Genomic DNA, 25,980 nt, shown 5'->3' on the forward strand with positions numbered 1-25,980 from the left:
ATGAACGCTGTGAAATACGCTATTCTGGTGGCGCATGACGTTGGTCCCTTCCGTGTTCAGAAACGTTGCCAGACGTTCCAGACGCAGATGAATCAACGTCATGCGCCCTGTCTACAAAAACTAAACCGGACAGCCGTGGATCAAGTCCGGGCATGACGATAATCGAAGAAAGATCCACCACGGAGACACGGAGGGCACGGAGGAGAAAGAAGGATCTCGCGCGCGAAGCGCGCAGAAATCATTCTCGTCTCCGTGTCCTCTGTGTCTCCGTGGTGAACCTCGTAATGCTGAAGCGTCCACACGAATGCATTGCGCCCAACGGCGATACGACTACCATGGGCTCAAACAAGGCACCAAGGGAGGAAGCCATGATGGGATCCGACCGCATCGGCGCAGCCGCGAGCCTCCGGCGCCTCGCGCTTGCCGCAGGTTTCATGCTCGCGGCGGAGCCGGCTCTGGCCGCGGCACCGGCGCCGGCGCCGATCACGCCGGCGCTCATCGAGGCGGCGAAGAAGGAAGGCAAGGTCGTCTTCTACACCTCGATCGACGTGCAGGTGATCGAGAACCTGGCCAAGTCCTTCGAGGCGGCCTATCCCGGCGTTTCCGTCCAGGTCGAGCGCAACGGCGCCGAGCGCATCTTCCAGCGCCTGGCGCAGGAGCGCGGCAGCAGCATCTACGCCGCCGACGTGCTCGAATCCTCCGACCAGACGCATTTCCTCGCCTGGAAGCGCCAGGGCTGGCTCGAGCCGTTCCTGCCGACCGAGGTGGCGGAGAAGTGGCCTGCCGCCGAGCGCGACCCCGATGGCTGCTTTGCCAGCGTCCGCTACACGCTCTCGGCCATGGGCTACAACACCAAGCAGGTGAAGCCGGAAGACGCGCCCAAGAGCTATGCCGATCTTCTCGACAAGAAATGGAGCGGCAAGATCGTCAAGGCGCATCCGGGCTATAGCGGCATCATCATGACCGCCACCTTCGCCATCAGCCAGGCACTCGGCTGGGAGTATTTCGAGAAGCTGGGCAAGCAGCGGGTCATGCAGCTGCAATCGGCGACCGAGCCGCCGAAGAAGATCGCCTTGGGCGAGCGGGCGATCATGGCCGACGGCTCGGAGTACCTGGTCCTGCAGATGAAGGAGAGCGGCAGCCCGGTCGACGTGATCTATCCGAGCGAGGGCACGCCCATTGCCATCGGCGGCTTGGCCATCGCCAAGAACATGCCGCATCCGAACGCGGCCAAGCTGTTCGTCAGCTACTTCTTTTCCCGCGAGGGCCAGCAGCTGATGAGCGACGTCGCGGCTCTGCGGTCCTTCCACCCCGAGGTCAAGCTGAAGGCCGGCCGCAAGCCCCTCTCCGAGATCAAGATCCTGCGCTCCGACCCGGCGGAGCAGGAGAAGGCCATGGAGACCATCAAGCAGAAGTACGCGCAGTATTTCGGGATTTGACCGGCGAAGGGCTCGTCTCCGAAAGCGGATCCTGCCGATGGCGAGCGATTTTCCGGAGCGGGATTGGAGGGTTCTGAGAGAGCTCCATCCGATCGCACTCGATCGCCTTTGCCGCCGTATCCTCGATGAGATCGGGAGCATCGGTGCCGATACGAGCCGGAGCAACCATGAACGATATCTCGCGATCTTCCGTCTGATTAAGGATCGCGACGACGAGATCGCCGACGCATTCAACGACATGCGGAGATCGAGAGCCGTGATGCGGCTTTGCGTCATACAGCGCCTCGACCTGCTCACCGAAGCGGAGTTTGCGCGTTTCACCGAGGGGACGCAGAGGACGGTACGAAGCGTTCTCGGGATTGACCGGGGGTAGCCCGCTCGGACCCAACTCAGCCGTCCTGGCGCCAGCCTGCCTAGAGCCCGTTGCGTATTGGCGGGCAAATGCAGCATCGGGCGTTGTGCTTGAGGCATCGAGCCGATGAATATCTATGGTATCTATCAAGTAGTTTGAGAACCAGCGCTGGGGTGCTGCGATGGCTGAAACCGGCACCGCAAAATTGTTCAAGTACGGCCGCAGCCAGGCGGTGCGGCTGCCCAAATCCTTTCGGTTGCCCGGCAAGGAAGTACGCGTCCGGCGCGTCGGGCGCGGCGTCCTGCTGGAGCCCGTGGAGCGGGACCTGCGGGACATCGAGGCAGTCTTCGCCGAGATCGACCGCTTGGGCGGCGCCGATTTCCTCACCGAGCGACGGCCGGGGCAGCCATCGATACCGCCTGCGCGTCCCGTGTTCGAGGAATAGTCGGGCTCGACACCGACACCGTGATCGCGGCCATCAACGGGCGCGCGCTCCGCAACAACACCATCCTGAACCGCGCCTTTGAAGAGAGTGAGATGACCGAGCCCTGTGACCTCTCCGCCGTCGAAGCGCGCCGTCTCATCGGCGCCAAGCAATTGTCGCCGGTCGAGCTCCTGCGGAGCTGCCGCCGCCGCATCGATCGGGTGAACCATGCGGTCAAGGCGGTGACCGACACGATCTGGGGCCGCGCCATGCGGGAGGCGAAGGCGGCGGAGAAAGCCGTTATGGCCGGCGACGACTTGAAGGCGCTGCATGGCCTGCCCCTGGGCGTGAAGGATCTTGACGATGCCCAAGGGCTGATCAACAGCTTCGGCTCGCCGATTTTCGCCAACAACCTCGTGAAAGAGGACGACCGGATGGTCCGGCGCTGCCGTGCGGCGGGCGCCATCGTGGTGGGGAAGACCAACGTGCCGGAGTTCGGCGCCGGTGCCAATTCCAACAACCCGGTCTACGGACCCACGGGCAATCCCTTCGACCCCAGGCGCACCCCCGGCGGCTCGTCCGGCGGCTCGGCGGTGGCGCTGGCGACCTCCATGCTGCCGCTCTGCACCGGCTCCGATGGCGGCGGCTCGCTGCGCATTCCAGCGGCGTTCTGCGGCATCGTCGGCTTTCGTCCATCGCCGGGCCTGGTGCCGACCGACACGCGCGCCCAGGGCTGGAACATGATCCCGACCCAGGGGCCGATGGGCCGCAGCGTCGCCGACACCTGCCTCTTGCTCTCGGCGCAGGCGGCGTTCGACGAACTCGATCCCCTGTCGCGGCCGATCGATGGCGAGGTGTTCCTCGATCCCGCTGCCATGGATCTGTCTCGGCTCAGGGTCGGCTACACCGTAGATTGGGGTGTGTGCCCGGTCGACAAGGCGATCGCCGAGACGTTCCGCCGGCGTATCGGGAAGCTCGGATCGCTGTTCAGGGCGTGCGACCGCATCACGCCGGGCATGGGTCGCGCGCACGAGGCCTTCGGCGTGCTCCGCGCGACGGGGATGCTGAACGCCCAGCGTGCCAATTATGCCAAACACCGCAATCTGCTCGGGCCCAACATGATCGCCAACTACGAGGAGGGCTTGCGCTACTCGGCCGCCGACGTCGCCTGGGCGCAAGCCGAGCAGACACGCATCTACCGCGCGGTCCAGGCAGTCTACGAGGACTACGATCTGATCTTGTCGCCGACGGTCGCCATCCCGCCGTTCCCGTGGAGCCAGCTCTACATGAACGAGATCAACGGCAAGCGGCTGAATACGTATTACCATTGGTTCTCGCTCACCTACATGATCTCGCTGACCGGCAACCCCAGCCTGTCATTGCCGATGGGCCTCGAGCCGACGGGAACACCGTTCGGCCTGATGATCACGGGGCCCGCCGCGGCCGATCTCTTCACGCTCTCGGCCGCGCATTCGATCGAGCAGGCCGTCGCCGGCGACAAAGAGCTCTGCCGCCCGGTACCGGATTTGAAGAAGCTGGCGAAGGCCGCCCCGATCACCCGTGACTACAAGGTGACCACACCCCCGCTCGACCGGAAGCCGTGGCGGGGGATCGGCTAATGCAAGCTGGTTGCGGGACTGGTATTCGGACCTAGGCGGGCGGAGGTCGAGATCGCTACAATCCGACCGATTTCAGCAGCTTAGCGATCGTGTGTGGTGCCCGCGTTGCAATCGCCGACGAGGGACACCGCTCGCTTGTGCCGGCCCATGGCCGGGTCTACCGTTGCCGGAAAGGAAATAAGTTTCCGACAGGTAAGGCTCACCAAAGAGGAGATCGGCCATGACACTCAGGGGAAATCGCGGCTTGACGTGGCTCCTGGCCTCGGTCGCCGGGCTGGCGTTTGCCGGCGGCGATGCCGTGGCCCAGCAATTCACCTGCCCGAAGAAGGGCGGCGAGTTCGTCTTCGGCCAGGAAGCCAAGGTCAACAGCCTTGACATGCATACCTCCTCGGCGATCTCGACCCGCAACGTCGCCATGAACATCTTCGAGTCCCTGATGACCCGGGACAACAATTTTAGCCCGATACTCGAGCTGGCGCAGTCGGTGGACATGAGCCAGGACGGCAAGACCTACGTCTTCAAGCTGAGGCAGGGAGTCAAGTTCCACAACGGCAAGCCCATGACCGCCGCCGATGTGGTTGCCTCCTTCGACCGCTACAAGCCGATCGGCATCGACCGCGGCATCCTCGACATCGTCGAGGGCTGGGATGCGCCCGATGCGTCCACCTTCGTCATCCATATGAAGGCGCCGCAGCCGACCTTCCTCGACAATCTGAGCTCGTTCCTGGTGCCGATCGTGATCGTTCCGGCAGAGAACGCCAAGGCGCCGGTGATGCAGCTCGAGCCGGTGGGCACCGGCCCGTGGCAATTCGTCGAGTTCGTGCCCGACAGCCACGTGAAGCTGAAGCGGTTCGACGCCTATACGCCGGATAGCCGCTTCAAGGACATCGACGGCTTCGGCGGCTACAAGCTCGCCTGCGTCGACAGCGTCAGTTTCCGCATCGTGACCGAGCCCGGTGCCCGCGTCGCCGGCATCGAGACCGGCGAGCTGCAAGGTGTGGAGGACGTGCCGACGAAGTCCCAGGAGCGTTTGAAGCAGAACAAGGACGTGGTGCTGAAGCCGCTCTACAATTGGTGGATTCAGATCGCCATGGCCAACGTCTCGGCACCGCCCACCGACAATCTCAAGTTCCGCCAGGCGGTGCAGGCCGCCCTCGACATGGACGAGATCATGGAGGCGGCCTCCGACGGCGCCTACAAGCTCAATGTCGGCTACCAGTATCCGGGCCAAGCCGCTTACACCGACGCCGGCAAGGAGACCTACAACCAGAAGAACCCGGCGAAGGCGAAGCAGCTCCTGGCCGAGGCCGGCTACAAGGGCGAGGAGATGGTCCTCTTGACCAACCGCGACTACACCAGCATGTACAATGCCGCCCTGGTCATGTCCGAGCAGCTCAAAGCCATCGGCGTCAATGCGAAGCTCTTGGTGCTGGATTGGCCGGCGACCATTGCGATGCGGACGACGAGCAGCACCGGCTGGAACTGGTTCTTCACCGGCCTCGGCACCGACCCGGTGCTGGGCCCGGTTGCCGGCATCCGCACCTTCGCCGCTCCCAACAGCGTCTATAAGCCGAAGTCCCCCGAGGAGGCCGACAAGCCGTTCAACGCCGCCTTCGGCGAAATGGTGAACGGCGCCACGCCGGAGATCCGCAAGGCCGCCTTCGCCACCGCGCAAAAGCGTCTCCTGGAGCAAGTCTATGCGCTGCCCTTCGGCTCCTTGACCAAGGTGCAGGCGGTCAGGGCGAACGTGCAGAACTATCGTCCCTACCGCATCCCGCGCGCAGCCAACGTCTACTTCTCGGGATGAGCAGAGCTGTTCTACCCTCCCCGTCGCTTGCGCGGCGGGGAGTGGTCACGCTTTCGAGAAGGTAGACATACTTCATCGGACAGCCCGTCTTCGCTAAAGCTTCGACGGGCAGCCTTCGCCGCCTTGCGGCATCTCGCAACGGGAAATAGCCGACTTCTTAAGCTGGCTTGCCAGCCGTAGCCGCGAAGCGGCGAAGGCTGGTTGGGGGACGCGGATTCGAACCTAGGCTGGCGCTCCGGCGGGCACCCTCATGCCCGGCGGCAATAGTCCTCAGGCGAAAGCCCGCGACACATGAGCCTCCTCAGCCGGCGTCGTAGCGCTTGAGCGCCGCCTGATCGAACTCCAGGCTGAGCCCGGGCTTCGACGGCATCGTGAGCTCGCCGTTCTGCTGCACCGGCACTTCCTTGAACAGCGGCGTCAGCCACGGCATGTACTCCACCGTCAGCCCGTTCGGGATGGCGCCGATCAGGTGCACATGCACCTCGGGGATCAGGTGGCTCACGACCGGTAGGTTGAAGGCCTCGGCCATGCCGGCGACCTTCATCCATTGGGTGATGCCGCCGACCCTGACCAGGTCGATCATCGGAATGTCGACCGAGTGCCTTTCCATCATGTGGCGGAACGGCACGATGCCCCAGACATATTCGCCGCCGGCAACCGGGGTCGCGAGCGCATCGGCGACCCTGGCGAGGCCGGCGAAATCGTCGGCGGCGGTGACGTCTTCGAGCCAGAACAACCCGACACCGGCGTCTTCGATGCGGCGGCCGATATCCATCGCCTGCTCCGGCCGCCAGCGCTGATTGATGTCGCACATGAGCTTGATGTCGGGGCCGATCGCTTCGCGGATCAACCGCATGCGCTCGACCTCCTTTTCCGGTGTGGTCTCACCGGGGAGAGCCAGCTGGGTCTTCATCTGGCACCAGCCCTTGTCCTTGAGCGTGGCGGCGGCCTTGACCACCCGGTCGAGTGGCAAGCCCCGCATCAAGGCGCCGCTGGCATAGGTCGGCACCCGGTCGCGCAAGCCGCCGAGCAATTTCCAAAGCGGCAGGCCCAAGGACTTGCCGCGAATGTCCCACAGCGCCATGTCGAGCGCCGACAACGCCAGGTGATAGATCCCGCCCGGCCCGGCCGAGCTGCCCGCGGCGTCGCGCAATTTCTGGTGGACCGCCTCGAGCCTGATGGGGTCCTCGCCGAGGCAGAGCTGGCCCAGCGCGTCGATGGCGTGACGCAACGTGCCGGTCAAGGCGGCGCCGAAATAGGTGACACCCAGGCCTTCCGCCCCGGCATCGGTCGCCACAGTGAGCCAGACGATCGGCCGTTTGCCGCTCGGGTTGTCGGGTGCATTGGCAAGCGGCTCGTCTGCCGGCAGGTTGACGATGCCGGTGCGGATACGGGTGATCTTCATCGCGGGGTTCCGGAAGAGAGAGATGTGCTACCGTCCCTGATGTTTGGGTCAAGGGCAAGGAGGCTCATGATGCCGCTCGACAATACCGCCAGCTGGGGCGTGTCCGAGCGCGCCGCGCGGCTGCACGCCGAGTCGCTGGTCTGGGACGAGCATGGCGGCTTCGGCTACACCACTGCATCAGTCCTGAAGGACCTGGAACGCTGGGGCTCATCCGGCATCGACTATCTCTCGATCAATGCCGGCTATGACGTGATGCCCTGGACCAAAACCTTGGAAGCCACCTCGCAGTATCGCCACTGGATCCGCACCCATCCCGAGATCGTGCTGCAGGTCGAGACCGTCGCCGACATCCACCGCGCCCGCAAGGAAGGCAAGCTCGCAGTCACCTTCGATCTCGAAGGCATGGACGCGCTCAATGGCGACATCGGCATGGTCGACCTCTACTACCGGCTCGGCGTGCGCCACATGCTGTTCGCCTACAACCGCAACAACTTGGCCGGCGGCGGCTGCCACGACGAGGACATCGGCTTGACCGAGTTCGGCCGCCAGGTGGTGCGCGAGATGAACCGGGTCGGCATGGTCGTCGATTGCTCGCATTGCTCCTACAAGACCTCGATGGAGGCGATCGGGCTGTCCGAGGCGCCGGTCATCTATAGCCATGCCAATGCGCGCAAGCTCTGCGACCACGAGCGCAACATCTGGGACGACCAGATCAAGGCCTGTGCGGCGACCGGCGGCGTCATCGGCGTCACCGGTGTCGGCCGCTTCCTCGGGCCCGACGGGCCGACGGTCGAGCACCTGGCCCAGCACATCGACTACATGGTCGAGCTCGTGGGCCCGGATCACGTCGGCTTCGGCATGGACAGCGTGCTGCATGCCCACAAGCCGAACCAGCCCTGGCCCTCCTCCCGCTCGCGCGAATACTGGCCCGAGCGGCAATATCCCGACAGCGGATCCGGCTATGTGCCGCCCGAGGAGGCGCCGCGCCTGACCCAAGCTCTCCTGGAGCGCGGCTATGGCGAGACCGACATCCGCAATATCCTAGGCGGCAACTTCCTCAGGGTGGCGGAGACGGTTTGGAAATAGGCCCCCTGGAAATGGGCTCGTTGGAGGTAGGCTAGCGTCTGATCCGACGAGGTTCGATCACCCCCTCACCCTACCCTCTCCCCCAATGGGGGAGAGGGTTGCGAAGGCTTGGCGAGGCGAAGCCGAGCCTAGCCGAAGCTGGGTGAGGGGGATTCCACGCCATCGGATCAGACTATAGGCGGCGCTCAAACTGCGACCGTCTTCGAACCAGGGGGGTGCCCGCCATGGCTAGACCGGATATTCGTGAGCGTCTCGCGACCGGAGCGCCGCTGGTGCTCGACGGCGCCATGGGATCGGAGCTGCAGCGGCGCCGGGTCTGGGTCTCCCATGGCGCCACCGCGGACAAGCTCGGCGCCTGGTCGGCCACCGCCATGCGCGATGCCCCCGAGACTGTGCGCGAGATCCATGAGGATTATTTCAAGGCCGGCGCCGACATCGCCACCACCAACAGCTTCTGGACCAACTCGCTCAAGCTGGGCCTCGTCGGCCTCGGCGACAAGGCGGCGGAGTATACCCGCCAAGCCGGCGAGATCGCCGTCGAGGCGCGCGATCGGTTGCGTCCGGACGCCTATGTCGCCGGCGGCATGGCGCCGCCCCGTGGCGGTCGCGTGCCGGTCGATCCCATCGATCTGCCCAGGGAGTTCGCCATGCAGGCGCGCGCCCTCAAGGAGGGTGGGGTCGATTTGCTGCTGGTCGAATATATCGGCTATGTCGACGATATCGTCGCCGCTATCGACGCGGTCAAGCCGGTCGGTCTGCCGATCATGATCGGGATCCGGCACGTCACCCCGGAGGGCAACATGCAATTGGGCGAAACCTACGATCAGCTCGTGGCCGCCCTCGGCCCGCGCAAAGTCGACGCCATGCTGCTCATGTGCAGCAGCCCCGGGTCCATCTCGGCCGGCCTGCCGAAGCTGCGCCGGGCCTACTCGGGTCCCATCGGCGCCTACCCCAACATCGGCTACCGCCGCGCCAGCGAGGCGTTCGATCAGGGCCGTCAGTGGCACCAGCTCGATACCACGACCTATACGCCTCAAAATCTCGCCCAGGATGGCGCCACCTGGCTCGCCATGGGCGCCCAGATCGTCGGTGGCTGCTGTGCCACGACACCCGACCATATCGCAGCCCTTCGCGCCGTGGTTCCAAGGAGCGCGCCATGAGGCGGCTCGAGTAGGCGCGTCCCTTACGCCTGCCGCTCGGACAGGAAGCGGCTGAGGAACGCTTGCAGGCGTGGGTTCTGCGGCCGGACGAGCATCGCCTCGGGCGTCCCCATCTCGCTGATCGCCCCGGAATCCATGAAGCACACGGTGTCGGCGATGTCGCGCGCGAACGCCATCTCGTGGGTGACCACGACCATGGTGGTGCCGTCGACGGCGAGCCGCTTGATCACGTTCAGCACCTCGCTCACCAGTTCGGGGTCGAGCGCCGAGGTCACCTCGTCGAACAGCATGACGTTCGGTTGCATGGCGAGCGCGCGGGCGATCGCCACTCGCTGCGCCTGGCCGCCCGAGAGCTGCGAGGGATAGACGCCGGCCTTTTCCGCCAAGCCGACCTTGCGCAAGAGGTCGATGGCGAGATCGCGCGCCTCCGCGAGCTTGGTGCCTTTCACCACGACCGGACCCTCCATGACGTTCTCGATCGCCGTCTTGTGGGGGAACAGATTGAATTGCTGAAACACCATGCCGACATGGGAGCGGTATCGGGCCAGCACGCGGCCCGGCGGCATTCGGTGGCCGGGTCCAAAGCGCATCACGTCGTCGCCGACCTCGATTGATCCGCTGGAAGGATCCTCGAGCAGATTGATGCAGCGGAGCAGCGTCGACTTGCCGCAGCCCGATGGTCCGATGACAAAGCACTTGCCGCCCTTGGGCACCTGCAATGACACGCCTTTGAGCGCGTGCAGATCGCCATAGTGTTTATGCAGCTCGGTGATGCGGATCATCGGCTTGGCGCTGGTTATCGGCACGCCAGCCTCAGCCGTCGACACGGGTTTCGAGCCGGCGCGCCAACTGGGTCATCGGGTACAAGAGCAGGAAATAGAGAATCGCGGCGAATGTATAGACTTCGAGCGGCCGGTAGGTGCTGGACGTGATCTGCGAGCTCACATACATGATGTCGGGGACCGCGACGACGTAGAGAAGGGAGGTGTTCTTCAGCTGCAGCACCGACTGGTTGACGAAGGGCGGCACCATCCGCCGCGTCGCTTGCGGCAGGATGATGCGGCGCATCAGCTGCAGATAGGTCATGCCCAGCGCGCGCGCCGCCTGCCACTGTCCCTTGTCGATCGACATGACGCCGGCCCGGAAGATCTCGGCGCAGAACGACCCCATGTAGAGTGTCAGCCCGAGCCCCGCCGCCGCCCACGCCGGCAGATTGAAATTGATGACGATGGGGAGCGCGTAGAAGAACCACACGATCTGGATCAGGAGCGGGGTGCAGCGGAAGAACTGGACGTAGACGTTGATCGGAATGGTGATCCAGCGATAAGGCAGCAGCAGTGCGACGCCGCAGAGAACGCCGATGAGGAGGCCGCCGACGACCGTGCCGACGGCGTAGGTGAGCGTCATCAGCACGGCCTCGAACCAAGCCGATTTGAGGACTACGCCGAAATCATATTGGTAACCCATGGAAGCCTCATCTCACTTTCCGCCCGCCGCGCCCCGAAACCGGTGCGAGGCAAAATCCTATCTAAAAGCGTCATCGCCGGGCTTGTCCCGGCGATCCACGCCTTTGATCGTGCAACGCCACGACGTCGATGGCCGGGGGAGGGTCGGGGCGGGGGTGATCCTCCCGTCGGTCCGCTCTTCGCGGCCCCGACCCCAAAGTCCACCCCCGACAAGCACGGCCATGACGATTCAGAGTTGGGCTTGTCTGGCGATGATGCCGCCGGTTTAGTTCCACCGGACAGCCGCGGGTCAAGTCCGCCAGTGACGAGTCAAAAAATGACTCCACCGTCGCGGAACCTGTTCTAGAAGCTAAACCCAGCCGGCAACTGAGTCGGGTCGAGGCCGTTCTTGATGATGGCTTCGGTCATGACGGCCTTCACCGTGCCATCGGCGCGCGACCGCGCGGCCCATTCGTCGACGAATTTGAAGAACCGGCCGTCGCCATCCTTGCGCACGCCGCCGGCCGAAGGCAGGCTGCGGACCGGCGTCGGCACCACGATTTCCCCGAACACGGTCGGGCTTTCCTTGAGGATCCTGAGGCAGGACAGCACGTTGGTGACGTAGCCATCGGCACGGCCCGACTGCACCGCGAGGATGGCGGCGGCGTTGTCCTTGAAAGACATGTTGGCGGCCTTCGGCGCCATCTCCTGAAGCGCTTTCTCGTCGCTGGTGCCGGTGGCCGAGGAGATCTTGATCTCGGGCTTGCTGTAATCCTCCCAGGTCTTCAAGGCGCCCATGCCCTTGCGCTGCACGACGCAGTGCGCGAGGTCGTATAGCGGGCCCGTCATGTCGAGCGCCTTCTTGCGCTCTTCAGTGGCGCTCATGCCGGCCCAGAGATCGATCTTTCCCGACTGCAGATCGAGTACCACGTTGGCAAAGGTCGTCTCGTAGAAGTCGAGCTTGATCGGCTTGCCCATCGCCTTGGTGAGCTCTTTGACCAGCTCACGGCAGAATCCGATCGAATAGCCTTCGTACCGGACCGGACCGTCGACCTTCCATGAATTCATCGGAACCGCGGCCATGGCCCCGCAGGTGAGCGTCCCGCTCTCCGAGATCTTGTTCCAAAGGTTCTTGGTCTGGGCGTTCGCCGGACCGCTCATCGAAGCCGCGGCGGCCAATCCGAGAGCAGCGCCGAGCATCACCATCACCTTCATCGTCGGTTTCCTCCGCATTGACCGTATTCGCCGATCGGGGACTTCCGGCAGGAGAGACATTGGTCGGCTGTGCGCGGGCTTCGGATCACTCCGCTGCCGGCTTCGTCCTGTTGCCTTGCAGCACACTCCACTTGCCCAGAACCGTTGCGCAGCTTGCCCATCTGCTTTGCAGAATTCGGCTTCAGAGGTGAGCACAGGGGCCCGGTCGGCAGGCTGCCTTGGGAGCCGCATGAACTCTTGCGGCAACCGGCGCCCGAGAACCGCGAAGGTAGGCCCCTGGTCGTTGAACTGTCAATTATCCGGCCGTTGGCGGATGCGTGCATTGACCCCCTTGCGGATCGGCGGTTGCTGCCGAAAGCCGCGTCAGGAGCGGTCATGCCTGGCGCTCTGAACGAGATCTGCGTCAACACGGGCTGACGGCGAGGGCACGACGACAAAGGTCTCCCGCACGCCGCCGCATGGCTCGGCATGGGTGCCCAGATCGTCGGTGGCTGCTGTGCGACGACGCCCGAGCATATCGCAGCATTTCGCGCCGTGGTTCCAAGGAGCGCGCCGTGAGGCGACGCAACGAGGCGTGGCTGGCCTTTGGTGCTTGTGGCGTTTGCGCCCTAATACCGACTTGCATCGGTATTAGGGCGCAAACGCCACAAAGGCGAGCCCGAGGCTTCGCACGCAACATTATTGTTCAGTTTGCCCGTTTCCCGGACTCGCGATAGGAGTCTGAGATGCGGTGGGACTTCGTTCTATTTTTCGCCAGCCTCGTCATGATCTACGTCGGGGACTGGGCGCTATATATTGGCGTCGGTGGGTTAGTTCTCAGCATGGCCCACGGCACGCTCAAGCGCATTACCGACCGAAAGGCCCGGCGAATGGCGGTCACAATTGGCCTTGTGATCTCAGGGATTGGTTTTCTAGGGCTCAGCGCATTTGCGTTAAGGCCGAATTGGTTTGGCTTAGCCCAAGAGGGAGGATTCCAGACCGCCGAGTCTGACACCACAACCATCGCGCGGCTCGCAGGACTGGGGTGGGCGGTGAGGCCAACGTCCGATGGAATCTCATTTGAAATCGCCGGCCGTTCATTACCCCCGATGGAAGAATCGGCGGCATTTTTTCGAATGCTAAAGAGGCCGTTTTCGCTCCAGCTTGGGCAGATGAATGGGATTGCCGGCCTTCACTATCTCGCGGACGCACCAAACTGCACAAACATCGTAATCAGTGCCGGACAATTCACGGACATCTCTGAGCTTCGCGGGTTCACCCACCTTGTCAGCCTCACGATCTCGCAATTACCGCTCAACGGAAGCGGGACGGTGGACCCCGCTGTCCTTTCATCACTCACAAGCCTGCAAGATCTTCGATTGGGCATGACAAAGATCAGGAACGCGGATTTTGTTGCTGCCCTCCCTCACTTGAAGGTGCTCAATCTGGGGCAAACATTTGTCGATGATGTATCGGCGGTGGCCGGTCTGGCTTCCCTTGAGACATTGGACGTCCGAGGAACGCGGGTAACTGATTTGCTCCCGATTGCTCAGAACAAGAATCTGAATGATTTAACGATTGATGGAATGCAGGTTCCGGGACTTTCGCATTTAAGGAGTCTGGCGAACCTAAAAAAGCTCACCATTATCGACCAACGAGCCATCGATCTATCGCGAGTAGGCGATTTAACTAATCTAGAAACGTTAACCATCTTAGGGGGCACCCAACAGTACGACATCGCGCCACTTCAGAGGCTCGCTAAGCTACGCCAGCTTATGATCTCGGCGCTCGGGTTCGGAACCCAGGCGCCGGTAAAAGATGCACAAGTGATAGGCGACTTAACAGAGCTAAGGACGCTCACCTTGGGGAGCCTTCTTATCGCGGATGTCACGTTCATTGAAAATCTCAAGAACCTCACTGAACTCAATCTTCGTGAGCTTCCTATCTTCTCGGTCGAGCCGTTGCGTAAACTAAAACTCCTCAAAAAAATGGCCCTGACTGGCCTTATGGTATTCGATATCTCGCCGTTGCTGGATCTTCCGGCACTCGCTGATCTCACAGTTGGACGCACCCCCGTAAGGGCCGACGTGCTTGCAGTGTTAGAGCAGCGCGGCGTGAAGGTTTCCAGCTTCTAACGCCTATAGATCCTCCAACCTCACGCCTTCCAATTCGAGGGCCGCTAGGCACGCCAGCAGGAACGTGGCTGCGAACGTTCCCCGCATGAGCTTGGCCTTGATCGAGTCTTTCGTCTCGGTTGGCAGGCCATGCTTTTTCAATCTCTTGGCCAACTCCTCATAGGTCACGTCGGCCCGCTTTAGTTCGGCCTTCAGAAACCGTGACGCTCGCTCCCCAATCTCTGCCTCTGTCTTTGCAAGTCCCATGGGATTACCTCCGTTCTTTAGGTATCATATTTGACCTTTTTGGTGTTGACAAGGGCCAAGAAAGGATTATAAATGATACCTAGAGGCCGCAAACAATCCCATGACCCAGCACTTCCTCCTATCATCGAAAGCCAAGACGCTCACGCTAGCGTCGGTCTTTCGCATGACGGATGCGGAGGCCGAGGCCATGTTCCGCCAGATCCGCTGGCCCGAAACCAATGGCGCCCCGTTCTGCCCGAGCTGCGGCACATTGAACGCCTATGAGTGCCGCCGGCATACGGGCGCCCTACGGTTCCGCTGCCGGGGTTGCCGGAAAGACTTCAGCATCACGTCCGGGACGCTGTTCGCCTCCCATAAGCTGCCGCTCCGGGCCTATCTGGCGGCCATCGCCATCTTCTGCAACGAAGTGAAGGGCAAGAGCGCGCTCGCCCTCTCCCGCGACCTCGGCATGTCTTACAAGGCCGCGTTCGTCTTGACCCACAAGTTGCGGGAAGCGATGGCCGAAGAGATGAAGGGCCGCACGGTCGGCGGCGCTGGCAAGGTCGCGGAGATCGATGGCGGGTACTTCGGCGGCTATATCAAGCCGGCCAACTGGCGCGAGCATCGGCGCGATCGGCGGCTGGCCCGTAACCAGAATGGCAAGCGCAAGGCCGTTGTGATCGTCCGTGAGCGCAACGGGAACTCCGTCCCCGCCGTGTTCTCGACCGAGAGCCAGGCCCTCTCCTGGATCACGTCTCGCATTCAGCCGGGCACGGTCGTGAATGCCGACGAAGCGGCCGGGTGGGATAGCCTCAACAAGCGCTTTGAAATGCGCCGCATCAATCACCAAGACGCCTATAGCGACGGCGAAGCCTGCACTAACATGGCCGAGGAATACTTCTCGCGGTTGCGCCGCGCGGAGATCGGGCACCACCACCATATCGCGGGCGTCTATCTCCTGCGATACGCGCAAGAGGCGTCTTGGCGGGAAGACAACCGCCGGGTGACCAATGGCGAGCAAACCGAGCGCGTCGCCCACCTAGCGATGCGGCGCGGGCCGTCCGTGGACTTCACAGGCTATTGGCAGCGTCATGTTGACCGGCCGGTCTGAGGGCAAGCGCCAGACGCAGACGCCCTTGGTCCGCGTCACGCTTTCGACCTTGCCTCGCCTCGCTCGCATCCTGAGCGTCTGAACCACTCGCAGCGCCACGGTCTGCGCTAGCACCTTGTCACTCTCGGAGAGGCCCTTGGCGCGGACGACCCGGAGCGCGAGCTGGCGGGTATCTAGCGGCCCTTCGTTCGCCAAGGCGTCCATGCAGATCTTGGTCGTCTCTCCGCGCCGCAGAACCCGGTTGAGGTCTACGTAGGGCGGCAGGTCTTGCGCTTCGCCCGTGGCTTCAAACAGCCGGAGGGCTGCATTGATATGCGCCAGGTCGTGCTCTGCCTCGCGGATGAGTCGCTCATAGTGCGCAATGGTGCCCGAGATCAGGTCACGCTTGCGCTTCAACGCCATCACGGCAATCGGTTCGGCCATGCCGAGAATCTAGGGACGTGCTAGACTTCTGGCTTGTGGTGTTTGCGCCCTAATACCGATGCAAGTTGGTTGGGGGACTAGGATTCGAACCTAGACTGGCGGAGTCAGAGTCCGCTGTCCTACCGTTAGACGATCCCCCAACGGGGACGCGTGGGCCGCGTCAGCCGGGCTTCTAGCATAGCATCCCAGGCCTGCCAAGGCGCGGGCCGGCGAGATGCCCGAGCCCGCTCCTGCGCCCGCCGCCGGTTTCATCTGCTCCCGCGCTCCTGTACACTCGGCCGCAAGGCTCATGGGATCGCTGCCGCCTCGTGCGCGGTGCGGACGGAAGCCGGCGTTGAACAGGGGTGTGGGATGGCGCGAACCGAGATCGATCGCGGCCGAGAGGCTGTGTTCGCCCAGCTTGATGGCCTGGACGGCAGCCGTCCGCCGGACCGTTCCGCCCCCGCTTGGCGGCCGAGCTACGCCGCCCTCGACCTCGGCACCAACAACTGCCGGCTCCTGGTGGCCGAAGCAGGCGAGGGCGGCGGCTTTCGCGTCGTCGATGCGTTCTCGCGCATCGTCCGGCTGGGCGAGGGCGTCGCCGCCAGCGGCCGGCTGTCGGAGCGGGCGATGGCGCGGACCATCGATGCGCTCCGGGTGTGCGCGACCAAGATCCGCCGCCGGCGCGTGGCCGGCGCTCGCACGGTGGCGACCGAGGCCTGCCGGCGGGCGGTGAATTGCGAGGACTTCCTCCAGCGCGTCGAGGCCTCGACCGGGCTCGCTCTCGAAATCATCTCCAGCCGCGAGGAGGCGCGGCTCAGCCTCGCCGGCTGTTCGGCGTTGCTCGATCCGGGCATCCCCCGCGCCATCGTCTTCGACATCGGCGGCGGCTCGACCGAACTCAGCTGGGTCGACCTCACCTCAGGCGGGCCGGTGACCGAAGCCTCGATCTCGCTCCCCTTGGGCGTGGTGACCCTGGGCGAGCGCCATCCGGCCGAAGCGATGGATGCCGATACCTATCATCTTATGGTGGCCGAAATCGGCCAGCATTTGACCCAGTTCGATGCGGCCCATGGGATCGCCGCCAAGGTCGAGCTCGGCCGCACTCAGATGCTGGGCTCCTCGGGCACCGTCACCACGCTCGCCGGCATCCATCTCGGGCTCCCCCGCTATGACCGCACCCAGGTCGACGGCTACACCCTCGGCTTTGAGGCCATCCGCGAGGTCACCAGCCGGCTCTTGGCCCTCGACGTCGCCGGCCGCGCCCGCCAACCCTGCGTCGGCCGCGACCGGGCTGATCTGGTGATGGCCGGCTGCGCCATCCTGGAGGCGATCTGCCGGCGCTGGCCGGTGGGGTGCGTGCGCGTCGCCGATCGTGGCGTGCGCGAAGGCATCCTGATCAGCCTCATCGGCGAGGCCCGGTCACGCGTCGTATAAACGCTGATGGCGTACTCGACCATGCGATACCCCCCACCCTCACCCTCCCCCGCAAGGGGAGAGGGAACAAGAGAAGTGCCGGCAGCGCTCCTCTTCCAGCTCCCGCCCCCGGGGGGTGGGTTTTGGAAGGGGGTGATCCTCACCCCTTTCCAGGCCCTCCCTGCGCGGGGGAGAGTTGGGGAGGGGGGTGCTCGTGGTCGTCGCCGACCATGACCGGGCGCACGCCATCGGGGGGCGGACCGTCGGGCGGCAGGCGGCGGGCGGCCGAGCGCCTGCGCACCGCCCGGCGGCACAAGCCGTCTTCGCAGCGCTGGCTCGCCCGCCAGCTCAACGATCCCTACGTCGCCGAGGCGAAGCGCCAGGGTTGGCGCAGCCGTGCGGCCTTCAAGCTGATCGAGCTGGACCAGCGCTTCCACCTATTGAAACCCGGGCAGAAGATCGTCGATCTCGGCGCCGCCCCGGGTGGCTGGACCCAGGTGGCCGCCCAGCGGAGCAAGGCCGGCGAGGGGCGGGGACGGGTGGTGGCCCTCGATGTGAGCCCCATGGACCCGGTGCCGGGCGCCCGCCTCATCACTCTCGACTTCCTCGCTGCGGCAGCACCCGAGCGGATCAAGGCGGAGCTTGCGGGCCCGGCCGATGTCGTGCTGTCCGACATGGCGCAGCCGACGACCGGGCATGAGCCCACCGACCATCTCCGCATCATCGCCTTGGCCGAGGCGGCGCTGGCCTTCGCCCTGGAGGTGCTGGCGCCCGGCGGCAGCTTCGTCTGCAAGCTGTTTCAGGGCGGGGCGGAGCGCGCCATGCTGGTGACCTTGAAGCGCCATTTCGCCCGGGTGCGCCACGCCAAGCCGCCGGCAAGCCGCAAGGAATCGGCCGAAACCTATCTGGTGGCCCAGGGCTTCCGCTCTAAACCCTAGCTGTCCCAGCGTCCCAGTCCCGGGCACGCCCGCCCTGGGACACGAGAGGAATGCCCCCACCCCAGCCCTCCCCCACGCTGCGCATGGGGGAGGGAGTAGAACGCCTTTCTACCCCCTCCCTCGCCGAAGGCGGGGGAGGGTTGGGGTGGGGGCGCGCGCGTCGTTTGAAGCCACAACCCAGCCATGCGGACGAATTCCGCGGCCGGCCCTTCCCATCGGCCGGGATTGCGTGGTATCTAGCGCCGCCTTAGCGGTGGAGACGGCATGAACATCCGCGAGGCCCTCACCTTCGACGACGTCCTGCTGCAACCTGCCGCGAGCTCGATCCTGCCCGGCGAGGCGGATACGCGCACGCGCCTCACGCGCGCCATCGAGCTCGGCATCCCGCTCATCTCGGCCGCCATGGACACGGTGACCGAGAGCCGGCTCGCCATCGCCATGGCGCAGTTGGGCGGCCTCGGCGTCGTCCACAAGAACCTGGATGCGCGCCGCCAGGCGGACGAGGTCCGCGCGGTCAAGAAGTTCGAGTCGGGGATGGTGGTGAATCCGGTGACCATCCACCCGGACCAGCCCTTGGCCGACGCGCTCGCCCTCATGCTCGAGCACAAGATCTCTGGCATTCCCGTGGTCGAGCGCGGCAATGGCAAGCTCGTCGGCATCCTCACCAACCGCGACGTGCGCTTTGCCACCAACACCGCCGAGCCGGTGAGCCGGCTCATGACCAAGGAGAACCTGGTCACGGTCAAGGACGGTGCGGTCGGCCGCGACCACGCCAAGCAGCTCCTGCACCGGCACCGGATCGAGAAGCTCGTGGTTGTGGACGACGCCTATCGCTGCGTCGGCCTCATCACCGTCAAGGACATCGAGAAGGCCGCCCGCCACCCGAATGCCAGCAAGGACGAGCAGGGACGCCTTAGGGTCGGTGCCGCCACCGGCATCGGCAAGGACGGGATGGCGCGGGCCGAGGAGCTGATGGCGGCCGAGGTGGACGTGATCGTGGTCGACACCGCCCACGGGCATTCGAGCCGGGTCATCGACTCCGTGCGCGGCCTTCGCAAGCTCGCCAACGCCACCCAGATCATTGCCGGCAACGTGGTGACATCCGACGGTGCCAGAGCCCTCATCGATGCCGGGGCGGATGCGATCAAGGTCGGCATCGGGCCCGGCTCGATCTGCACCACCCGCATCATCGCCGGCGTCGGCACGCCGCAGCTGACCGCACTCTTCGACACCGTCGAGGTCTGCCACGACAACGGCGTGCCCTGCATCTCCGATGGCGGTATCAAGCATTCGGGCGATCTCGCCAAGGCGATCGCCGCCGGGGCCGACTGCGCCATGATGGGCCAGCTCCTGGCCGGCACCGAGGAGGCGCCGGGCGAGGTCTATCTCTATCAGGGCCGCAGCTATAAGGCCTATCGCGGCATGGGCTCCTTGGGCGCCATGGCCAGGGGCTCGGCCGATCGCTACTTCCAGCAGGAAGTCACGGACGCCTTGAAGCTGGTGCCCGAGGGCGTGGAAGGCCAGGTGCCGTTCAAGGGTCCGGTCGGCACCGTCGTGCACCAGATCATCGGCGGCCTCAAGGCGGCGATGGGCTATACCGGCAAGCGCACCATCGCCGAGATGCAGGGCGGCTGCCAGTTCCTGCGCATCACCGGCGCCGGCTTGAGCGAAAGCCATGTGCACGACGTCTCGATCACCCGCGAGGCGCCCAACTACCGCCGCGACGCGTAAAGCGATCGCCGCCGACATGCCCCCACCCCAGCCCTCCCCCGCCTTTGGCGAGGGAGGGAGCAAAGAGGCGTTCTACTCCCTCCCCCATGCGCAGCGTGGGGGAGGGCTGGGGTGGGGGCAATTGCCGCAATGACCCCCGCCGCGCGGCTCGCCGCCGCGATCGAGGCCTTGCAGGAGGTTTGGGCGGCATCCGGGGCCGATGCGCCGCCCGCCGATCGGGTGCTCGATCGCTATTTCCGCTCCCGGCGCTACATCGGCTCGAAGGACCGGGTCGCGATCGCCGAGCGCGTCTTCGGCGTGCTCCGCCGCCGCGCCAGGCTGGATTGGTGGCTGGCCCGCGAAGGCATTCGGAGCGCCGCCTCGGCCCGCGCCCGCGCGCTGGCCGATCTCATGCTGGCCGATGGGCTCACCCTCGAGGCAGCGGCGTCCCTCTTCCCCGGCGGCCAGTACGCGCCCCAACCCCTCGCCGCCGAAGAGCGGGCGCTGGCGGCTAGGCTGGCGGGCCGGCCGCTCGAGCCTCCCGACATGCCGGCGGAGGTGCGCGCCGAATGCCCGGCTTATCTCGCCGAACGCCTGCACGCCGTCTTCGGGCCGCGGTTCGCCCAGGAGATGACCGCTCTCAATTTGACCGCGCCCTTCGATCTCCGGGTGAACCCGCTGAAGGCGGCCGGCCGCGACCAGGCTCTGGCGGCACTCGCCCAGGGCGGTATCGAAGGCCAGCCGACCCGGCTCTCGCCCCTGGGCATCCGCCTCGACCGGCGCCGCCCGGTGGATCGCATGGAGGCCTTTCGCCAAGGGCTGATCGAGGTGCAGGACGAAGGCTCGCAGCTGGTGGCGCTGGTCTTGGGCGCCAAGCCCGGCCAGAAGGTCTTGGACTGGTGTGCGGGCGCCGGCGGCAAGACCCTGGCGATCGCCGGCGCCATGGCGAACAAGGGCCGGCTCATCGCCTGCGATGTGTTGCCGCTCCGCCTGAAGCGGGCCGCCGAACGCTTGAAGCGCGCCGGTGCCTTCAATGTCGAGACGCATGTCTTGGGCACCGCCGGCGACAAATGGGCAAAGCGGCATCGCGGCTTCTTCGATCGCGTGCTGGTCGATGCGCCCTGCAGCGGGTCCGGCACCTGGCGGCGCAACCCCGACTCGCGCTGGCGCTATGGCGAGGCGGATATCGAGCGGCTGGTTGGCTTGCAGGCGGGGATCCTGGCCGATGCGGCGAGGCTGGTGGCGCCGGGCGGCCGGCTCGTCTATGCGACCTGCGCGCTGTTGCCGGAAGAGAACGAGCGCCAGGCAGAGAATTTCCTCGCCGCTCACCCGGATTTCACCTTGGTCCCGATCGGCGATGCCTGGCGGGAGACGATCGGCACCGGCTGTCCGGTCGCCGGCCCCTATCTGGCGCTCACCCCGGCCCAGCACGGCACCGACGGCTTCTTCGCCGCCGTCTTCGAGCGGGCGAAGCCCTCGAAGGAACCGCAGAGGGCGCAGAGGATACACGGAGGGCGCTAAGTTTTTTCGAGGGCCGCTTCGCGCGAATTGTGGTCTCTGCGACCTCGGCGCTCCTCCGCGTTCTCAGCGGTTATTCTTGATAGCTCGCGCTTCGCTGGATGCGCTATGACAGGCAGGCGATGCAAGAAGCGATCGACATCAGAGAGGCGGAGTTCGACGAGGCGGCGGCAATCGCGCGCGTGCAGGTGGAGACCTGGCGGGCGGCCTACCGGGAGATCATGTCGTCCCGCATCCTGGAGGGGCTCAACGAGGTGCGGGTCGCCGCGTTCTGGGCGCAAGTGCTCTCGCAGGACGAAGGACGCAGCTTCATTCTGGTCGCCACCGTGGGCGAGCGGGTCATCGCGTTCGCCAGCTGCGGCCCGCGGCAGAATGCGCGGGCGGCCAGCGAAGGCGAGGTCTATGCGCTCTACGTGGTGGAGACCATGCAAAAGCAGGGCATCGGCCAGCGTCTGGTGGAGGCATCCTTCGCCCGGCTGGCGGAGCTCGGCATGACCTCGGCCAGGATCTGGACGCTCCGCGACAACCGCGCGGCCCGACTCTTCTACGAGCGGTTGGGCGGGCTCCTGGCCGGCGAGGGCTCGACCGACATCGGCGGCGAGAGCTATGTCGAGGTCGCCTATGACTGGCCGGATTTGCGCCGCCGACTAAAGCCGAAGATGTGAGGCTCGGGCCGGATCGCCGCCGTCCCTATGGCACGCCCGCCCGACCCCTGCCGATTCGCGAGGCCGGCGATTCCGGCATGGCTCCTATGCCGGCCTGCGACAAACCGGCGGACTGACAATTCGCCGCCGATCGGATATGGTCCGCCGCTCCATGACCGACCGCGTGCTCATTCTCGATTTCGGCAGCCAGGTGACCCAGCTCATCGCGCGCCGAGTGCGGGAGAGCGGCGTCTATTCCGAGATCCTGCCCTTCAACGTCGCAGAGGATCGGGTGCGCGAGTTCGCGCCGAAGGCGATCATCCTCTCCGGCGGCCCGGCCTCGGTTGCAGCATCCGACACGCCCAGGGCGCCCGAGGTGGTGTTCAAGCTGGGCGTGCCGGTCTTGGGCATCTGCTATGGCGAGATGACCATCTGCGGGCAGCTCGGCGGCGCGGTCGAGGCCGGCCATGCGCGCGAGTTCGGCCGCACCGAGGTCGAGGTCACGGACAGCTGCGGGCTGTTCGACGGAGTCTGGCCGAAGGGCACGCGCCATACCGTGTGGATGAGCCACGGCGACAAGATCACCGCCATCCCGCCCGCCTTCCGCACCGTCGCCATCAGCGAGAACGCGCCCTTCGCCGCCATCGCCGACGACAAGCGGCGCATCTACGGCGTGCAATTCCATCCCGAGGTCGCCCACACCCCCGACGGCGCCAAGCTGTTGCGCGCCTTCACCCACGGTGTCGCCGGCTGCTCCGGGGATTGGAGCATGAAGGCGTTCCGCCTTGAGGCGATCCGCCGGATCCGGGAGCGCGTCGGCAAGGACCGCGTCATTTGCGGGCTCTCGGGTGGTGTGGACTCCTCGGTCGCCGCCGTGCTGCTGCACGAGGCGATCGGCGAGCAGCTCACCTGCGTGTTCATCGATCACGGGCTCCTGCGCGCCGGGGAAGCGGAGGAGGTGGTGGAGCTGTTTCGCGGCCACTACAACATTCCCTTGGTGCACAAGGATGCGAGCCAGCTCTTCTTGGGCCGGCTCCAGGGTGTCACCGACCCCGAGACCAAGCGCAAGAGCATCGGCGCCACCTTCATCGAGGTATTCGAGGCAGAGGCCAAGCGCATCGGCGATGCGCGCTACCTGGCGCAAGGCACGCTCTATCCCGACGTCATCGAGTCCGTCAGCTTCACCGGCGGTCCCAGCGTCACCATCAAGTCGCACCACAATGTGGGCGGTCTGCCCGAGCGCATGAAGCTGCTTCTGGTCGAGCCGTTGCGCGAGCTGTTCAAGGACGAGGTGCGCTTGCTCGGACGCGAGCTGGGCCTGCCCGAGCGCCTTATCGGCCGCCATCCGTTTCCCGGGCCCGGGCTCGCCATCCGCATCCCGGGCGAGGTGACGCCGGAGAAGCTCGATCTCCTGCGCCGCGCCGACCGCGTCTATCTGGACGAGATCCGCGCCGCCGGGCTCTACGACAAGATCTGGCAGGCCTTCGCCGTGCTGCTGCCGGTCAAGACCGTCGGCGTCATGGGCGATGCCCGCTCCTACGACTATGCCCTGGCGCTCCGCGCCGTCACCTCCAGCGACGGCATGACTGCCGACTCCTATCCCTTCGAGCACGCCTTCCTCGCGCGCGTGGCAACCCGCATCATCAACGAGGTCAAGGGCATCAACCGGGTCACCTACGACGTCACCTCGAAGCCGCCCGGCACGATCGAGTGGGAGTAGGGGCGGCGACGTCTCTCTACGCAATTAGAGGGGTTGCGCGACGCGATCAGACTTAGAGATCGGCCCGGTGCCGCAGGATCCCGCCGTCTCGCTCGCCGCGGCGCTGCTTGGGCGTTTGAAGGCGGATCGGCCTGCGGCCGGCCGAGGGGCCAAGTTCGGCTGGAGCCGCGGCCTTGAACGCTGATGATATCCTGCCTATGATATCTTATTACCGTAGGATATCATCGAGGGCGCCATGCAGGTTTCGAAATGGGGTAACAGCCTCGCCGTGAGGCTGCCAAAAAGAGTAGTCGAGGAGCTTGAACTGCGCCCCGGCGACGAGCTCCTCATCATCGCGGCGTCAAAGGGCAAGATCGAGGTCGAAAAGGTCGATCGGCGCGGGGAGTTCCTGAGGCGCCTGGAGCGATTCCGCTGGCGCGTTCCGGAAGGCTACAAGTTCGACCGGGACGAGGCGAACGAGCGTTGACTCGGTTTTTCGACACGAACGTTTTCGTCTACGCCTTTCTCGACGTCACGAAGCGTGGACGCGCGATCGATGTCCTTGCCGATGGCGGCATGATCAGCGTTCAGGTGTTGAACGAATTCGCCAATGTCGCACGCAAGAAGTATCGGCGCGAATGGCCGGAAGTCGAAGCTGCGCTCGCGGTCATTTGCGACCGGTTCCCTGACATCGTACCGATCACCGCTGCGATTCATATGAGTGCGGTGGCGCTCGCCCGCGATCATGGCTTCGCCTTCTATGACGCCCTGATCGTTGCCGCCGCGCTCGAAGCCGGCTGCGCCACGCTCTACAGCGAGGACATGCAGCACGGTGGAAGCGTCGGCGGGCTGACCATCGTCAATCCCTTCGCGGACGCGCCCGCATGAACTCCCAAACTCTCGTCGCCAAGGTCTGGAACTTCGCGCATGTGCTGCGCGCGTCGCGACCCGCATCATCAACGAGGTCCGCGGCATCAACCGGGTCACCTACGACGTCACCTCGAAGCCGCCGGGCACCATCGAGTGGGAGTAGGGGAGTCACACGATAGTCGTCGGGATTTGGTCGGTTAAGCAGGGGTTTGGAGTGCCATCCCGGGAAAAGTAAGCGTCGCACCAACCGCATCACCTTGGTGGAAAGCTGAATTCGGCTTGTAAGGACGTTCCGCCACCTCGGAGATGCGTGCCTTTTTGGCTGTGGCCGCGCTATAGACGTCTAGAAGCAACTATGATCCCGCTCTGGGCCCACATGCCATGACGGCGTATTTCACCGACCGGGAGTATGGGGCACGCCCACGGACGGTCGATACCATTGATGCTCGGCTGTGGGGAGGGCTGTACAGCCTGATTATGGCACGCTTGGGCGATGGCTCGTTCGGCCAGCGCTTTCCCGAACAGTGCCCGGACGGCAATGGACCCTGCGGCTGCGATGAACAGGCATTTCGGCTCGTAGCTAACGCCGAGGTACCTTACGTTGACTGGCCTCTGTCACCTGATCAGTTGCCGGTCGCGCCCCGTATCCTGGACTTACTGGAGTTCTGCGCGGCCGCGGTCGGCCAGCCGATCGAAGGCGGTTACCACTCCTATTATGGGCACCATCATTTAAGTTGGGATCGTGACGTCGGCCTACAGCGCTTTGTGGCGGACGTTAATCTCTTGTTTGCCCGCAATGGCGTCGCATATGAACTGACACCGGCAGGTCAGGCGCGTCGCCTTCTGCCGCAGCCACTTGCTGAGGCTCTTGCTTGGGCCGTATCTGCGACAGGGGACGGCGAGACCGACCGCCTGCTTGAGGTGGCGCGCCTCCGAATCGTTTCGCCGAAGACCGATGATCGCCAGGATGCGCTAGAAAAGCTATGGGACGCGTTTGAGCGCCTGAAGACTCTGGGGTCGGGGGAGAACAAGAGAGCACAGGCGGACGCCCTGCTCGATCGCGTAGCGCAGCCTGGCTCGAAACTTCGGGAGGTGCTCGGCGATGAGGCCGTCGCACTCACCAAAATCGGGAATACGTTCAGAATCCGACACTCCGAGACGGATCAGGTATTACTAACCGCCGCGGAGCAGATCGATTTCCTATTCTTCCGCATGTACGCGTTCATCCACATCGTGTTGAAGGCGACAGCACGAGGCGGGTAGTTATCACTTCGAGCATGCCTTCCTCGCCCGCGTGGCGACGCGCATCATCAACGAGGTGCGCGGCATCAACCGGGTCGCCTAAGACGTGACCTCGAAGCCGCCGGGCACCATCGAGTGG

25 protein-coding genes, 1 tRNA gene and 2 pseudogenes are annotated in these 25,980 nt (G+C 64.9%); 21 read left to right on the forward strand and 7 right to left on the reverse strand.

Going from position 1 to position 25,980, the window contains the following annotated elements; translation table 11 throughout:
• Nucleotides 1-371: 371 nt before the first annotated feature.
• The 5 genes from HY058_13460 (at nt 372) to HY058_13480 (ending at nt 5,641) form a co-directional block, all read left to right on the forward strand.
• Nucleotides 372-1,439, forward strand: coding sequence for an extracellular solute-binding protein (locus HY058_13460; protein ID MBI3498306.1), 1,068 nt, complete (start codon nt 372-374; stop codon nt 1,437-1,439).
• A gap of 37 nt (nt 1,440-1,476) precedes the next feature.
• Nucleotides 1,477-1,812: a peptide ABC transporter substrate-binding protein gene (locus HY058_13465; protein ID MBI3498307.1), complete on the forward strand. Its 336-nt coding sequence runs from the start codon at nt 1,477-1,479 to the stop codon at nt 1,810-1,812.
• A 160-nt stretch (nt 1,813-1,972) separates the two neighbouring features.
• Nucleotides 1,973-2,236, forward strand: coding sequence for an AbrB/MazE/SpoVT family DNA-binding domain-containing protein (locus HY058_13470; GenBank protein ID MBI3498308.1), 264 nt, complete (start codon nt 1,973-1,975; stop codon nt 2,234-2,236).
• Nucleotides 2,237-2,328: 92 nt separating this feature from the next.
• A complete protein-coding gene (locus HY058_13475) occupies nt 2,329-3,834 on the forward strand; it encodes an amidase (protein ID MBI3498309.1) in 1,506 nt (501 codons plus the stop codon).
• A gap of 220 nt (nt 3,835-4,054) precedes the next feature.
• On the forward strand, nt 4,055-5,641 hold the full coding sequence (locus HY058_13480; GenBank protein ID MBI3498310.1) for an ABC transporter substrate-binding protein: 1,587 nt from the start codon (nt 4,055-4,057) through the stop codon (nt 5,639-5,641).
• A 301-nt stretch (nt 5,642-5,942) separates the two neighbouring features.
• Here the strand turns inward: HY058_13480 and HY058_13485 are convergent, their stop codons facing one another.
• Nucleotides 5,943-7,046, reverse strand: coding sequence for a mandelate racemase/muconate lactonizing enzyme family protein (locus tag HY058_13485; protein MBI3498311.1), 1,104 nt, complete (start codon nt 7,044-7,046; stop codon nt 5,943-5,945).
• A 69-nt stretch (nt 7,047-7,115) separates the two neighbouring features.
• On the opposite strand from HY058_13485, the gene HY058_13490 reads away from it, so the two are divergent.
• The gene (locus HY058_13490) at nt 7,116-8,132 is read left to right on the forward strand and encodes a membrane dipeptidase (protein ID MBI3498312.1); all 1,017 of its coding nucleotides are present in this window, start codon (nt 7,116-7,118) and stop codon (nt 8,130-8,132) included.
• Between the two features lie 224 nt (nt 8,133-8,356).
• On the forward strand, nt 8,357-9,292 hold the full coding sequence (locus HY058_13495) for a homocysteine S-methyltransferase family protein (GenBank protein MBI3498313.1): 936 nt from the start codon (nt 8,357-8,359) through the stop codon (nt 9,290-9,292).
• Nucleotides 9,293-9,315: 23 nt separating this feature from the next.
• Here HY058_13495 and HY058_13500 read toward each other — a convergent pair whose 3' ends face one another.
• The 3 genes from HY058_13500 to HY058_13510 form a co-directional block, all read right to left on the reverse strand.
• A complete protein-coding gene (locus HY058_13500) occupies nt 9,316-10,074 on the reverse strand; it encodes an amino acid ABC transporter ATP-binding protein (GenBank protein ID MBI3498314.1) in 759 nt (252 codons plus the stop codon).
• A gap of 31 nt (nt 10,075-10,105) precedes the next feature.
• Nucleotides 10,106-10,759 carry an amino acid ABC transporter permease gene (locus HY058_13505; GenBank protein ID MBI3498315.1) on the reverse strand — a complete coding sequence of 218 codons (654 nt, stop codon included), beginning with the start codon at nt 10,757-10,759 and terminating at the stop codon, nt 10,106-10,108.
• 341 nt (nt 10,760-11,100) lie between these two features.
• Complete coding sequence (locus tag HY058_13510) at nt 11,101-11,952, reverse strand: transporter substrate-binding domain-containing protein (protein MBI3498316.1); 852 nt, start codon at nt 11,950-11,952, stop codon at nt 11,101-11,103.
• Between the two features lie 468 nt (nt 11,953-12,420).
• Between HY058_13510 and HY058_13515 the strand changes: the two genes are divergently transcribed.
• A complete protein-coding gene (locus tag HY058_13515; protein MBI3498317.1) occupies nt 12,421-12,510 on the forward strand; it encodes a homocysteine S-methyltransferase family protein in 90 nt (29 codons plus the stop codon).
• 167 nt (nt 12,511-12,677) lie between these two features.
• On the forward strand, nt 12,678-14,066 hold the full coding sequence (locus tag HY058_13520) for a hypothetical protein (protein ID MBI3498318.1): 1,389 nt from the start codon (nt 12,678-12,680) through the stop codon (nt 14,064-14,066).
• Between the two features lie 3 nt (nt 14,067-14,069).
• Here HY058_13520 and HY058_13525 read toward each other — a convergent pair whose 3' ends face one another.
• Complete coding sequence (locus HY058_13525; protein MBI3498319.1) at nt 14,070-14,312, reverse strand: hypothetical protein; 243 nt, start codon at nt 14,310-14,312, stop codon at nt 14,070-14,072.
• Between the two features lie 100 nt (nt 14,313-14,412).
• On the opposite strand from HY058_13525, the gene HY058_13530 reads away from it, so the two are divergent.
• The gene (locus HY058_13530) at nt 14,413-15,402 is read left to right on the forward strand and encodes an IS1595 family transposase (protein MBI3498320.1); all 990 of its coding nucleotides are present in this window, start codon (nt 14,413-14,415) and stop codon (nt 15,400-15,402) included.
• Here the strand turns inward: HY058_13530 and HY058_13535 are convergent.
• Both HY058_13535 and HY058_13540 read right to left on the reverse strand, forming a co-directional pair.
• A complete protein-coding gene (locus tag HY058_13535; GenBank protein ID MBI3498321.1) occupies nt 15,331-15,825 on the reverse strand; it encodes a hypothetical protein in 495 nt (164 codons plus the stop codon). The two genes, HY058_13530 and HY058_13535, sit on opposite strands and share 72 nt — an antisense overlap.
• A 66-nt stretch (nt 15,826-15,891) precedes the next feature.
• Nucleotides 15,892-15,965: transfer RNA gene (locus tag HY058_13540), tRNA-Gln, on the reverse strand.
• 211 nt (nt 15,966-16,176) lie between these two features.
• Here HY058_13540 and HY058_13545 point away from each other — a divergent pair.
• The 11 genes and pseudogenes from HY058_13545 to HY058_13595 all read left to right on the forward strand — a co-directional run bounded on the left by HY058_13545 (nt 16,177) and on the right by HY058_13595 (nt 25,944).
• Nucleotides 16,177-17,241, forward strand: a complete 1,065-nt coding sequence (locus HY058_13545) for a Ppx/GppA family phosphatase (GenBank protein MBI3498322.1) — start codon at nt 16,177-16,179, stop codon at nt 17,239-17,241.
• A 209-nt stretch (nt 17,242-17,450) separates the two neighbouring features.
• The gene (locus tag HY058_13550) at nt 17,451-18,158 is read left to right on the forward strand and encodes an RlmE family RNA methyltransferase (protein ID MBI3498323.1); all 708 of its coding nucleotides are present in this window, start codon (nt 17,451-17,453) and stop codon (nt 18,156-18,158) included.
• 264 nt (nt 18,159-18,422) lie between these two features.
• Nucleotides 18,423-19,889, forward strand: coding sequence for an IMP dehydrogenase (guaB, locus tag HY058_13555; GenBank protein ID MBI3498324.1), 1,467 nt, complete (start codon nt 18,423-18,425; stop codon nt 19,887-19,889).
• 129 nt (nt 19,890-20,018) lie between these two features.
• On the forward strand, nt 20,019-21,389 hold the full coding sequence (locus tag HY058_13560) for an RsmB/NOP family class I SAM-dependent RNA methyltransferase (protein MBI3498325.1): 1,371 nt from the start codon (nt 20,019-20,021) through the stop codon (nt 21,387-21,389).
• 119 nt (nt 21,390-21,508) lie between these two features.
• A complete protein-coding gene (locus HY058_13565; protein ID MBI3498326.1) occupies nt 21,509-22,051 on the forward strand; it encodes a GNAT family N-acetyltransferase in 543 nt (180 codons plus the stop codon).
• Between the two features lie 151 nt (nt 22,052-22,202).
• Entirely contained in the window at nt 22,203-23,750 is a 1,548-nt protein-coding gene (gene guaA, locus HY058_13570) for a glutamine-hydrolyzing GMP synthase (GenBank protein ID MBI3498327.1), read from the forward strand.
• Nucleotides 23,751-23,985: 235 nt separating this feature from the next.
• Nucleotides 23,986-24,216, forward strand: a complete 231-nt coding sequence (locus HY058_13575; GenBank protein MBI3498328.1) for an AbrB/MazE/SpoVT family DNA-binding domain-containing protein — start codon at nt 23,986-23,988, stop codon at nt 24,214-24,216.
• Complete coding sequence (locus HY058_13580; GenBank protein MBI3498329.1) at nt 24,213-24,617, forward strand: PIN domain-containing protein; 405 nt, start codon at nt 24,213-24,215, stop codon at nt 24,615-24,617. The genes HY058_13575 and HY058_13580 overlap by 4 nt, the downstream gene beginning before the upstream one ends.
• Before the next feature lie 49 nt (nt 24,618-24,666).
• Nucleotides 24,667-24,762 (forward strand): annotated as a pseudogene (locus HY058_13585) (hypothetical protein).
• A gap of 218 nt (nt 24,763-24,980) precedes the next feature.
• Entirely contained in the window at nt 24,981-25,862 is an 882-nt protein-coding gene (locus tag HY058_13590; protein MBI3498330.1) for a hypothetical protein, read from the forward strand.
• Between the two features lies 1 nt (nt 25,863).
• Nucleotides 25,864-25,944, forward strand: a pseudogene (locus HY058_13595) (hypothetical protein).
• Nucleotides 25,945-25,980 lie beyond the last annotated feature (36 nt).

The organism is Pseudomonadota bacterium (genome assembly GCA_016195085.1).
GTDB lineage: Bacteria > Pseudomonadota > Alphaproteobacteria > SHVZ01 > SHVZ01 > JACQAG01.